Annotated in this window: 10 protein-coding genes and 1 pseudogene; 4 read left to right on the forward strand and 7 right to left on the reverse strand. The window is 68.3% G+C overall.

Annotation, left to right across the window (positions count from 1 at the left end; genetic code table 11):
* Positions 1-13 precede the first annotated feature (13 nt).
* From ABZ911_RS40030 to ABZ911_RS40050, 5 genes are all read right to left on the reverse strand, one after another.
* On the reverse strand, positions 14-658 hold the full coding sequence (locus tag ABZ911_RS40030; protein WP_358068836.1) for a hypothetical protein: 645 nt from the start codon (positions 656-658) through the stop codon (positions 14-16).
* Positions 659-892: 234 nt separating this feature from the next.
* Complete coding sequence (locus ABZ911_RS40035) at positions 893-1,045, reverse strand: hypothetical protein (RefSeq protein ID WP_358068839.1); 153 nt, start codon at positions 1,043-1,045, stop codon at positions 893-895.
* Between the two features lie 94 nt (positions 1,046-1,139).
* Positions 1,140-1,901, reverse strand: coding sequence for a hypothetical protein (locus tag ABZ911_RS40040; protein WP_358068842.1), 762 nt, complete (start codon positions 1,899-1,901; stop codon positions 1,140-1,142).
* Between the two features lie 77 nt (positions 1,902-1,978).
* Entirely contained in the window at positions 1,979-4,180 is a 2,202-nt protein-coding gene (locus tag ABZ911_RS40045) for a DNA translocase FtsK (RefSeq protein WP_358068845.1), read from the reverse strand.
* 91 nt (positions 4,181-4,271) lie between these two features.
* Positions 4,272-4,664 (reverse strand): tyrosine-type recombinase/integrase, encoded by a 393-nt coding sequence (locus tag ABZ911_RS40050; protein WP_358068849.1) that lies wholly within the window; start codon positions 4,662-4,664, stop codon positions 4,272-4,274.
* A 20-nt stretch (positions 4,665-4,684) separates the two neighbouring features.
* Between ABZ911_RS40050 and ABZ911_RS40055 the strand changes: the two are divergent.
* Positions 4,685-5,485: pseudogene (locus tag ABZ911_RS40055) on the forward strand (NADP-dependent oxidoreductase); the annotation flags it as partial.
* A gap of 112 nt (positions 5,486-5,597) precedes the next feature.
* Here the strand turns inward: ABZ911_RS40055 and ABZ911_RS40060 are convergent.
* Both ABZ911_RS40060 and ABZ911_RS40065 read right to left on the reverse strand, forming a co-directional pair.
* Positions 5,598-6,320: a VOC family protein gene (locus ABZ911_RS40060; RefSeq protein WP_358068852.1), complete on the reverse strand. Its 723-nt coding sequence runs from the start codon at positions 6,318-6,320 to the stop codon at positions 5,598-5,600.
* 433 nt (positions 6,321-6,753) lie between these two features.
* Positions 6,754-7,431 (reverse strand): hypothetical protein, encoded by a 678-nt coding sequence (locus ABZ911_RS40065; protein ID WP_358068855.1) that lies wholly within the window; start codon positions 7,429-7,431, stop codon positions 6,754-6,756.
* Between the two features lie 311 nt (positions 7,432-7,742).
* Between ABZ911_RS40065 and ABZ911_RS40070 the strand changes: the two genes are divergently transcribed.
* From ABZ911_RS40070 to ABZ911_RS40080, 3 genes are all read left to right on the forward strand, one after another.
* Positions 7,743-8,243 (forward strand): hypothetical protein, encoded by a 501-nt coding sequence (locus ABZ911_RS40070; RefSeq protein ID WP_358068858.1) that lies wholly within the window; start codon positions 7,743-7,745, stop codon positions 8,241-8,243.
* A gap of 119 nt (positions 8,244-8,362) precedes the next feature.
* Entirely contained in the window at positions 8,363-9,172 is an 810-nt protein-coding gene (locus ABZ911_RS40075; protein WP_358068861.1) for a helix-turn-helix transcriptional regulator, read from the forward strand.
* A 106-nt stretch (positions 9,173-9,278) separates the two neighbouring features.
* On the forward strand, positions 9,279-10,814 hold the full coding sequence (locus ABZ911_RS40080) for a long-chain fatty acid--CoA ligase (protein ID WP_358068864.1): 1,536 nt from the start codon (positions 9,279-9,281) through the stop codon (positions 10,812-10,814).
* Positions 10,815-11,654 lie beyond the last annotated feature (840 nt).

Genomic DNA, 11,654 nt, shown 5'->3' on the forward strand with positions numbered 1-11,654 from the left:
TCTCCTCGCATTGTCACGACCACCAGCCGTTGATGTGGTTGACGTGGTGGTCGTTGTACTGCCAGAGCCACGAGCCGGTGGGGTCGGGCATCTTGTCGACGTCGCCGCTCATCATGCAGTCGTGCGGCTGGCTGAAATCGCCGGCGGGAGGTTCGGGCGGGGATGCGAGGGCGGAGTAATGGTTGAGTCCGACAGTGTGCCCCAGTTCATGGCAGCTCGTCTTGATGTACTGCTGATGGGGGCGGGCGGCGGCGTTGAGTGTGCCGGTGTTGAGCTTCACGAAGGCCTGATCACAGACGCCGGAGTCTGAAGCAGTGCGGATCTTGCAAGTGGCTTCCCCGTACGCGCCGTCGACCCACATGTCGAACCAGGCGACGTCGGTTGCGGGAGAGCCGTCTCCGTCGGAGTTCTGCGTGTCACAGGAGGAGTGGAAGGACACTCCCGGGATGGCGGTGCGCTCGTTGAGGTAGTTCATCGCGCCGGGAATGTAGGACTTGCTCGTGGCGCTGACCGACGAGGTGTAGCAGTAACTGTGGCTTGCCTTGTCCGGCGGAACACCCTTGAAGGGCCAGATGTCGGCCGACGCTGAGGTGACGCTCACGAGGGTGAGGACGACGGCGATCCCGACAACGATGGATAACTGGCGGTGTTTACTCACTCACTGCACCTTTTCTGTAGGTTTGAGCAGGCACATGGAGATCATCACCTCTTACTGCCGAGAAGCAAGAATTGACATTCATGGTCAATCTCATCTAGGTGCTCATGTTTTTAGCCGGAACTCGACCCCGTACAGCTCGTGGTATCGCCCCCCGGAACTTCCTCTCCCCCTGTGCGGCCACGCTTTTCCGCAGGCTCGGGGTAGTCGCCATTAGCTACGGTACAAGCGGCGCCGCTAGAACAGGGCGTCGGCCTGAACGACGAGACTCACCTCGATGTGGATGATGTCGTCGTCCTGGCGGCGTTCACGCTCCAGCCACTGCTTGCGGCGCTCGCGGGTCTGCCGGATCGCCGCCTCGACGCCGATCCCGTGGTTAACCCTTCGCACAGGCAGTCGCATTCGACTTCGCGGGCGTCATAGCAGCGGGCATCGCACCGTTTGGTGCGGCCGCCCGGCCGGTGAACGGCGAGCAGCGTGGACATCAGCACCAGCACTCGTCGTCGTCGTCGGTGTGCTCGCGCGGCGGGGTGACCAGGTCGTCGTCGGGGACGCCCCTGGGGCCGAACGGCAGCGGCGTGAAACCGCCCGCCGCTGCGAGCCGGTCGCGGTCGGCCTGCCAGGCGGCGCGCACCTGGTCGGCGTCCCATCCGCCGTAGAAGACCCACCATCCCGACTGGTCAATCTTCTGCCACAGCGTGACGACCTTCTCACCGGTCGTCGCCCAGTCCTCGCGCTCCCAGGACTCGCTGCGCACCGGGTTGATCTCGTCGAACACCGCGGCGGGGGCGGCAGGGTTGAGGATGCGCCACCACAGGGTGTACCAGGCACGCTGGGGGACGTCGGCGGGTTCGCCGAACGGCCACGCGTGGACGTCGTCGTGGCGGGCGAGCCCACACACCGCGGCGCCGATGGCTTGGCGGCAGCCGGACGGGCCGTGAAAGTAGGGGTGCAGGACGGTGCGCGGGTTGGCGGCGAGCGGTCCGGCCAGGCTCGCGGCGATCTGGTCGTACAGGTCTTCACGATCGGCGTACGGCGTGAACCGCAGGTACGGGGTCAGGTGCGCGACCAGAACGGCTGTCAGGCGCTGCTGGCGGTCGGTGCGCGGGCTGGCAGCGAGCAGTACAGCCAGGCTCCCGGCGATCCGGCCGTACAAGTCTTCGCGGGCGGCGTACGGCGTGAACCGCAGGTACGGGGTCAGGTGCGCGTCCAGGACGGCTGTCAGGCGCTGGTGGCGGTCGCTCACAGGTGCTCCACGGGGTTGGGGCTGGATGCTTCGGGCGATCGTGGCGGGGCAGGTGGGCTTATGTCTCGCCTCGTCCTCTACGGCTGGTCGCCGCGCAGCCCGGCCAGGATCTCTGCCAGGTCATCGGGGCTGGCGAGGACCTCGCGCGCCTTGGATCCCTCGCTGGCGCCCACCACGCCGAGTTGTTCGAGCAGGTCCATGAGGCGTCCGGCCTTGGCGAAGCCGACACGTAGCTTGCGCTGCAGCATCGAGGTGGAGCCGAACTTGGTGGTCACGACGAGTTCGGCCGCCTGGATGAGCGCCTCCAGGTCGTCTCCGATGTCGTCGCCGGTCTTCGGTTTGGTCGCTGCGGGTGTGAGGGCGGGTAGCGGTGGCGGGCCGCTGGCCTGTGTCTTGGAGTGGGCGACGATCTCGGCGATCTCCTTCTCCGAGACGTACGCGTTCTGCAGCCGGATCGGTTTACTGGCTCCCATCGGCAGGAACAGGGCGTCGCCCTGGCCGACCAGCTTTTCGGCGCCGACCTGGTCGAGGATGACGCGGGAGTCGGTGAGGGAGGAGACGGCGAAGGCGAGGCGGGAGGGCACGTTGGCCTTGATCAGGCCGGTGACGACGTCCACGCTGGGCCGCTGGGTGGCGATCACCAGGTGGATGCCGGCCGCGCGGGCGAGCTGGGTGATGCGGACGATGGAGTCCTCCACGTCGCGCGGGGCGACCATCATCAGGTCGGCGAGCTCGTCCACGATCACCAGCAGGTAGGGCAGCGGTTCAGGCGTGTGCTCGCTGCCGGGGGCAGCCTTGACGCGGCCTGCGCGGACGGCCTTGTTGTAGTCGTCGACGTGCCAGAATCCGGTGGCGGCCAGGGTGTCGTAGCGGCGGTCCATCTCGCCGACGACCCATTCGAGGGCTTCGGCGGCCTTCTTCGGGTTGGTGATGATCGGGGTGATGAGGTGCGGGATGCCTTCGTAGATGCTGAGTTCGACGCGCTTGGGGTCGACCAGCACCATGCGCACCTGCTCGGGGGTGGCGCGCATGAGGATGGAGCAGATGAGGCCGTTGACGCACACCGACTTGCCCGCGCCGGTGGCGCCCGCGATGAGCAGGTGCGGCATCTTGGCCAGGTTGGCGACGATGGTGCGGCCTTCGACGTCCTTGCCCAGGCCGACGATCATCGGGTGGTAGTCGGCTTGGGCCACCTGCGAGCGCAGCACGTCGCCGAGCGCGACGAGGTCCTTGTCGGCGTTGGGGATCTCCACGCCGATGGCGGACTTGCCGGGGATCGGGGACAGGATCCGCACGTCGTCGGACTTCACCGCGTAGGCGATGTTCTTGGTCAGCGCGGTGACCTTCTCCACCTTCACCGCGGGGCCGAGTTCGATCTCGTAGCGGGTGACTGTCGGCCCTCGGGTGAAGCCGATCACCTGCGCGTTGACGCCGAACTGCTCCAGCACGCCGGTCAGCGCGTTGACCACGGTCGTGTTCGCCTTGGTCTGCGGCCGGGGGGCGCTGCCGGGGTGCAGCAGTTTCAGGGGCGGCAGCGTGTGCTCCTGCTGGGGGATGGCGAGTTGCTGCGGCGCGGCCGGTACGGCGGCCGCCGTACCGGCGGTGGCGGTGTGGCCGGTGCCGGGCGGCTGGGGGGCGGGGGGTAGCGCGGCGGGCTGGGGCTCGTCGTGGGGAGGCGGCGCGGGCGGGACCGCCTCTGCGGCGGCCTCGTCGGCGGGGTCGTCTTCCCATTCCGGCTCGTCGACCGGCTCGGGGCGGGCGGCGCGGCGGGCGTCCCTCCACGCCGAGGCTCGCCCGGCGGCGCGGCGGGCGGCGTCCCGGGCGCGGGCAGGGAGTTCGGGCAGCGGGACAGCGGCGGCCACGGAGTAGCCGAGCAGGCCGAGCAGGAGCAGGACGGGGACGGCCGCGAGCGCTGGCAGGAACGACAGCGCGGCTGCGGGCAGCCAGCCGATCAGGCCGCCGCCTCGCCCGTCCAAGATGGCGGGGATGCCGGCCAGGGTGTGGACGATGCCCAGGATGGCGGTGAGGATCATCGCCGATCCGGCTGCTGTGTGGGGGCCGCGGCCGGGGCGGGTGAGCCGCCAGGCGATGGCGGCGGTTCCCGCGGGGATGAGGATGGCTGCGGGTCCGACGAGGATGGCGGCCAGGGCGCGGATGAGCGTGGTGGCGGTCGTGGTGGCGGCGATCCCCCACAGGATGGCGGCCAGGGCAATGGTGATGATCGCGCACAGGGTGGCCATGGCGTCGCGGAAGTGGTCACTGTGGGGGTCAGCCCACATAAGCCCAAAACCCACATTGGGATGATCTTGGGGGGCAGACCAAGCATGAGAGAAAGGGGCAGCGTCCCCTCCCCCTCGGAGAAGTTCCTGATCAGTGGGTACGGCGTCGGGGTGCCAGGACCTCGGTGACCTTGGCGATGGCTTCGGCTCCGGGTTTGACGTAGCGCAGGGCGGTGCGGGGGTTCTTGTGCCGGGCCTTGCCCATGATGAGCTGCAGCGGCACTTCGGCCTCACCGAGATGGGTGGCGGCACTGTGGCGCAGCTGGTGCAGGTCGAGCCCGGCATACTTCTCCAGCAGGACGCGGGCGCGGTCGTAGCCCAGGCGGGCCCGGCCGGTGTGCGGGCAGATGTCGGCGGCGGCCGGGCGGCGAGCAGGCACGGGACGCCGTTCAGACAAGAACAGCGGGCCATGGGTGCGTGCGCTGCCGTCCGGCAGCCGGAGCAGGCGGGGCAGCAGGTGGGCGGTGCCGCGGTCCCAGTACACCCACTCCCGCCGACTGGAAGCTCCGCACCGGGCTGTTTCAAAGCCGCGCGCCCCTCGACCTGCCGCACATCCCGGGTGTGGACGCCGCGGGCATCGTCGACGAGATCGGTGACGGCGTCACCGGCGTCGCGATCGGCGACGCCGTCTTCGGGCTGACCGACATCGCCGGGGCTGGCGGCGCCAGTGCCGAGTTCGCCGTACTCACGACGTGGGCGGCCAAGCCGGAAGCGCTGAGCTGGGAGCAGGCGGGCGGCGCGGCGGCCAACGTCGAGACCGCCACCCGCGCCATGATCGAACTGGGCGTCACGGCAGGTACGACGCTGCTGGTCGAAGGGGCGGCCGGGGGTGTCGGCACCATGACCGTTCAGCTGGCGGTCGCCCGCGGAGCCACGGTCATCGGGACGGCTCGCGAGCACAACCACGAGTTCCTCGCTGGCCTCGGCGCGACGCCCACCACCTACGGTGCCGGCCTCGTCGAGCGGGTCGCGGCACTGGCACCCGGCGGTGTCGACGCGGTGCTCGACACCGCCGGCTCGGGTTCGCTGCCCGATCTCGTCACCATCGCGGGTGCCCCGGAACGCGTCGTGTCGATCGCCGACATGGCCGCACATGAGCACGGTGTGCGGCTGTCCTACACCGTCGGACCCGGCAGCAGCGAGGTGCGTGGCTACGAAGGCCTGGCCGTGGCGGCCGCTCTCGCCGAGGAAGGCCGGTTCACCGTGCCGCTGCACGCGGTCTTCCCGCTCAAGGACGCTGCGAGGGCGCACGAGCTGAGCGCCACGGGCCGCGTACGCGGAAAGATCGTGCTGACCGTGCCGTGAAGCCCGCGCCCGAATGGCCCGAAGGCGTTCCGGATCACTGGGCAGCGGGAGTCACGGACCGCATCACACCGTGCCGCGGGGGGCGGAGGCGCCGCCCCCCGGTCTGGTCACGCTATCGGGGGGTCAAAACACAGAACTCGTTGCCGTCCGGATCGGCCATCGCCACCCGACTGACCCCACGCTGGCCGATGTCGAGTTGAGTCGCTCCGAGGGAGACGAGACGGTCGACCTCCGCTTGCTGATCACCGCGCGTAGGTGGAGCGAGGTCGAAGTGTAGCCTGTTCTTCCCGGTCTTCGGCGCCACTGGCGGGCCGCCCCACGTGATCTTCGGACCGCCGTGCGGCGAGCGGATCGCGGTCTCTTGGTCCTGGTCCCAGACCAACGGCCAGCCCAGCGCTTCGCTCCAGAAGTACCCGACCTCCTGCGAACCGTCGCACGCAAGCGCTCCGATGAATCCGCAGTCAGCAAGGAAGTTGTTGCCCGGCCCGATGACGCAGAACTCATTGCCTTCGGGGTCGGCGAGCACCACATGACCCTCCTCCGGGCGTTGCCCGATGTCGATGTGCCGCGCGCCGAGTTCGAGCGACCTCGCCACCGTCTGCTGCTGGTCCTCGAGGGACGTGCTCGTCAGATCGAAGTGCATCTGGTTCGGGCCGGTCTTCTTCTCCTGGGTCGGAAGACATCGGATCTGGAACCCGGTGTCATCGCTCGGCAGGATCGCGAAGCAATCGTGGGGGTCGTCGGCCATCTCCCAGCCCAGGACTCCAGCCCAGAAGCGCGCGAGACGGAGCGGGTTGTTCGCATCGAAGCAGAGCGCGACGAGCTGAGAAGTCATCCCGCATCTCCAATCTGCTGACTCACAGGCGCAGCCAGGGCACGTTCCTCCTGGCGCATAACGGAAGCAACGCTAGCCCGATCGAGGACCGCGACGCGAACGCATATAGGTCAGAAGGCGACGCTTCCGGCGTACGATCCGCAATGTGGACGATTGACTCATCGCCACCGTCACCGAACACCTCGCTCCACCCCGCCGGCGCCACTAGCCAGCAGGAACCCGCCCAGACTGCGACCCCTACTGCGGCGACTCCCGCGAGCGCGGACACCGCGGTGGCCGAGCGGTTGGCCTCCTCCCTCCAGAGGAAAGCCAGGATGCCGGCGAACACAGCGACGATCACGAAGGTCACGACCAGCGCTGATCTCGGCTTGCTCGTGCTTCATTGTTCACCGACTGCGGTCTCCGCCGGCTGCCACAGGACGGACTGATCGCGTCAGCCGTTGTAGTACTCCATGCTGGCTGCCGGAACCTGCTGCACGGTGACCGAGCTGAGCCCGCCGACCCGCACGGGGAAAGACTTGTCTCGAGGGCCTCCCGTACAGGTGACACGGAGCGTGTCGGCGCTCGTCAGCGTGAAGACGCTGTGGACTTGCAGGTAGAGGCGGTGACTGGTGGTGGACGAGTTCGCGAGGAAGCCGCGGCCGTTGATGGCCATCACGCAGTCGCCGATGTACTCCTTGCCCTGGGAGTCGCCCCAGGGGGAGATCGCGATCTGCGCGTCAGCTCTGTAGGAGCCCGGCTCCAGCGCGACCTTGAACACTTCCTTCCCCTGCAGCGGGTCCAGCATGGCCGAACCTCCGTACAGCATGCGCACCGAGCCGACCGAACCGGCAACCGCCGCGTCGCCCTTCAGCCCCTGCTGGCCAGCGGGACCCGCCTGGTTCCACGAGACCTTCTTCTCATCCGTGCCGCAGCCGGTCGGCACGGTCGGCGTGGCAGTCGGGCCCGGCGTGGGCGTGACGTTCGAGAGGATCCGTACGGAGCCGTTGGCGGAGACGCACGCGTTGATCACCCCATCGTCAGCCGACACATTGGCGACCGCCACCCCCGAACCCCCGGCGACCAGGCCCGCTAACACGCCGGCCACCAGCATCCGCTTGTTCCCGCTCATCGATCCCCTTCCTCTACGCCGATGTCGTGCCCGAAGACAAGATCGCAGTCCCCGGTGGGAAGCCACTTGCGCCTCACTGCAACCCACCCCACCGGCCGGGCTCGCGCGGCAGCGGGAGGCGCCACACGGCCTCGATCCCCTGTCGAGCGGAACGAACCTCGAGGGGCTCTCGACGCGGAGATGCCCGAGAAATCACCTTTGCCATAAAAGGCCCTGGTAGCGTCCCTGCCCCCTCCCGTGACATGAAGGGCAGTAGCACAAAGCCCGTACGAGACCTCCCACGGACCTGAGGACGAATCGAGGACACAGTGATGAAAGCTCTGCTGAACTCGTTGACCGAGACCGAAATGGCGCTGGCGCGAGAGGCCGATCGGGACAGACTCGCCGCGTTGGACGAGGACGAACTCGTCGAGCTGCACACCCGCGTACGGCGTGCACGCGACAAGTACGTCAAGCTGTACCGTCGCGAAGCCAGCGCCCGGGTTCAGGAGCTCGGCGGCCGCGGCATCGCCCGACCGAAGAACCAGCGCAACGCCCAGAAAGCCGAAGTGTTCGAAGACGCGCTGGCCAAGGTCAGCCGGCATCTGGCGATGGCGGCCAGGCGCAGCGCCGAGGAACTGAAGGCCGAACGGCTGGCCGCGGCCCGCCAGCAGCACACCATCCCACCTCCCAGGCAGGCCGGCGGGCCGGCCACGTCACCCATGTCCAGTCAGCAGGCCGATCGCCGCCCGGACTCGGCGGCGTTGCGGCGTCGCCAGGCCAAGACGCTGGCCAGTGGAGCGCGGCGCCAAGCCAAACGCGACAGCCCATGACAGCGGCCGGAAGATCGGCACCCATCCGCTGAGCGGAGCCCGAGATCGGCACCTTCACGAAAGGGCATCCGCCACGACGATCAGAGGCTGAGACAATCTCATCCGGAGAAGGAGGCGTGATGTCGCATCTCTGGCGCGGCTGGTGTTTACTCCGCCCTGGCGTCCTGCTGTATGGCGGAACCATCGGTACGAACCAGTTGCACGCACACCATGCGGTCCACCTGATCGTCTCCGCAGAGCCCTTCACCGTGGCCGACGCCCACGGCCGGCGGCTGACCACCCGGACCGCGGTCATTCCTCCCGACACCGGCCACGCCGTACTCACGGGAGCTCGCGGGGTCCTGCTGGCTCAACTCGACCCCGGCAGTTCGCCAGGCCGTTCCCTTCTCACCCATTCAGGTGCGGGGGTCAGCGCCTTGACCTGGGGTCCGCCCTTCCCCCACCTCACGCACGCCGGCCCGAGCCTGGGACACCGCCAGGTGGCGGCGCCGCTCACGTTCACGAAACCCTCGAGCGGCCATGAGCACTCCGCCGAGGCCGCGGCCGCCCTGAAGATCGTCGAGGACTGGACGGGCCAACGTGGTGCCGAAGAAATCCCGATTCACCCGGCGGTGGAGATGGCGATAGCCGTGATCCCCACCCTCCTGATCGGGGGGCCGGTGCGTCTGGGTGTGGTTGCGGCCGCGGTGCACCTGTCTCCAAGCCGGTTGGCGCATCTGTTCAGCGCACAAGTTGGGATTCCGCTGCGACCCTATGTGCGCTGGCAGCGCATTCAGCATGCGATCAGGCTGGTGGCCGCGGGAGAGACGTTGACGATGGCCGCCCACAGCGCCGGATTCACCGATGGGTCACATTTCACCCGGGTCTTCAGGCACAACTTCGGAACCGCGCCCTCCACGCTGGCCGCCGCCATCGACTGGCTGCCCTGAATCGACACGTTCGTACAAGCCAAGACCGCATCGGCGGCGCATCCTTGGGACGTACGGACGTCCCCCAAGACGCAGCCACGGCAGAACCCCTGAGGAAAGGGCCGCGATGCTCAATCTGTCGATCATTCTGGAAGACAGCGCCCGCAATGCGCCAGACCGCACCGCCCTGGTCTTCGGCGACCTGCGCCTGCCGTACTCCATGGTGAACTCCGTCGCGAACCAGGTGGCCAACCTCCTGGCGGCCCGGGGGATCGGCAAGGGCGACAAGGTCGCGCTGCTCTGCCCGAACCTGCCCTACTTCCCCTTCGTGTACTTCGGCATTCTCAAGGCCGGGGCGACTGTGGTCCCGCTCAACGTGCTGCTGCAGCCGCGCGAGATCGCCTACCACCTGACCGACAGCGACACCAAGGCGCTCTTCTGCTTCGAGGGTTCCCCCGAGCTGCCCATGGGCGCGCGCGGGCGGGAGGCATTCGACGCCGTCGAGGGCTGCGAGCACTTCTTCGTCCTGCCCGCCACGCCGCTGGCCACCGAGTCGGAGCACGGCGAGTCGTTCTGGGCGGCGCTGGGCGGCATGTCCGGGGAATTCGAGACGGTACAGACCGAGCCGGATGACACCGCGGCCATCCTCTACACCTCCGGCACCACCGGTCAGCCCAAGGGCGCCGAGCTGACCCACATGAACATACTGACCAACACCATCGTCAGCGACGAGATGTTCCCCACCGACCCCGACGGCGACGTCTCACTCACCGTGCTGCCGCTCTTCCACTCCTTCGGCCAGATCCCGGTCATGAACGTGAGCGTGCGCCGCCGCGCCACCCTCGTACTCCAGCCGCGCTTCGAGCCCGGCGAGGCGCTGGAGCTCATGCGCAGGGAGAAGGTGACCATGTTCGCCGGGGTGCCGACGATGTTCTGGGCGCTGCTGTCGAAGATCCACGCCGACGGGGCCGAGGCGCCCTCGACGCTGCGGGTCGCGGTGGCGGGCGGGGCCGCCTCCCCGGTCGAGGTGCTCAAGGACTTCGAGGCCACCTTCGGCATCCCGATCCTGGAGGGCTACGGCCTGTCGGAGACCTCCCCGGTGGCCAGCTTCAACCAGCTCGGACGACCCACCAAGCCGGGCACCATCGGCTTCCCCGTCTGGGGCGTGCAGATGCGGCTGGTGGACGGCGACTGGAACACCATCGAGGGCGAGGGCCCTGGCGAGATCGCCATCCGCGGGCACAACGTCATGAAGGGCTATTACGGGCGGCCCGAGGCCACCGAGGAGGTCCTGCGGGACGGCTGGTTCCGCACCGGTGACATCGCCACCCGCGACGAGGACGGCTACTACGCCATCGTCGACCGCACGACGGACATGATCATCCGGGGCGGCTTCAACGTCTACCCGCGCGAGCTGGAGGAGGTGCTGATGACGCACCCGGCGGTCTCGCTGGTGGCGGTGGTCGGCGTGCCCCACGACTCGCACGGCGAGGAGGTCAAGGCCTACGTCATCCCGGCGCCCGGCGCGACGGCGAGCGAGGACGAGCTCATCGCCTGGTGCAAGGAGAACATGGCGGCCTACAAGTACCCGCGGATCATCGAGTTCCGCGAGAGCCTGCCGATGACGGCGACCGGCAAGATCCTCAAGCGGGAGTTGCGCTAGGTCGGCCCTGGCGAACTCCGGCCGCACCTTGATCCGGCTGCTGATCTTCTCCGATCGGAAGTCATATGCGCCGTATCCTCATACTCGCGCTAGCCGTTCTGGCCATGGCAACGATCGGAGCGAGCGCTGCCAACGCGGCACCGGCCCGCTGGGAGTGCAGGACCGGGTCCGTCTGCTTCTACATGCAGCCCATCATGGGACTCGCCGGAGCCGGTCAGTGAGCGCCATGGGCCTGGCCCCGTGCCAGTGCCAGACCCGTACCGCCGAGCTTCGGGCCTGCCACCGCACCGCCGCGGCGGAAGATCTGCGCTGCGACATCTGCCGCGTCGGCTGCCGGGCCATATGGGTCCCGCCACCTCCAGGTCCGGCTCGGCCTCGAACACCACGGCGATCAGGGCGGCCTCGCGCCGCACGTCCGACGGTGGCCTACCGCCGGCCTCCGGCCTGACGCGCCGGACAAAGGGCCCCAAGCCACTTGTTCCGGCTGGCGGTTGGCTACACCCGGGACCCTCCTGTTCGCCGTAATCGCGGGATAGGTCCGGCGGATGAGGCTGGCGCGAGAGCGGGGTGAAGAGCGTTTGTGTATGACTTTGTAGACGGCAACTGGATCTGGCACAAAATCCGTGAAGCGGTTACTCAACGTCATCGAGAAACCGCTGGGCGGGACGCTTGCCCGTACGGCCAGCCGCGTTGACGACGGAATCGCTTCCCGGACACCGCAGGGCCAGGATTTGTCAGACGTGACCTAGGTGACTGGTGTTTTTCTGACGATCTCGCGGTGACCTTTCTCCGTATGCCAGGGTGATCGATGTTGTTGGTCGCCGGGAGCGGGGAGAGGTT

The organism is Nonomuraea sp. NPDC046570, from assembly GCF_040645915.1.
Taxonomy (GTDB): Bacteria; Actinomycetota; Actinomycetes; order Streptosporangiales; family Streptosporangiaceae; genus Nonomuraea.

Bases quoted from the DNA above. Each gene is read 5' to 3' on its own strand.
- ABZ911_RS40080 (WP_358068864.1), top strand. From the start codon at position 9,279: ATGCTCAATCTGTCGATCATTCTGGAAGACAGCGCCCGCAATGCGCCA.
- ABZ911_RS40045 (WP_358068845.1), bottom strand. From the start codon at position 4,180: ATGTGGGCTGACCCCCACAGTGACCACTTCCGCGACGCCATGGCCACC.
- ABZ911_RS40075 (WP_358068861.1), top strand. From the start codon at position 8,363: ATGTCGCATCTCTGGCGCGGCTGGTGTTTACTCCGCCCTGGCGTCCTG.
- ABZ911_RS40065 (WP_358068855.1), bottom strand. From the start codon at position 7,431: ATGAGCGGGAACAAGCGGATGCTGGTGGCCGGCGTGTTAGCGGGCCTG.
- ABZ911_RS40060 (WP_358068852.1), bottom strand. From the start codon at position 6,320: ATGACTTCTCAGCTCGTCGCGCTCTGCTTCGATGCGAACAACCCGCTC.
- ABZ911_RS40070 (WP_358068858.1), top strand. From the start codon at position 7,743: ATGAAAGCTCTGCTGAACTCGTTGACCGAGACCGAAATGGCGCTGGCG.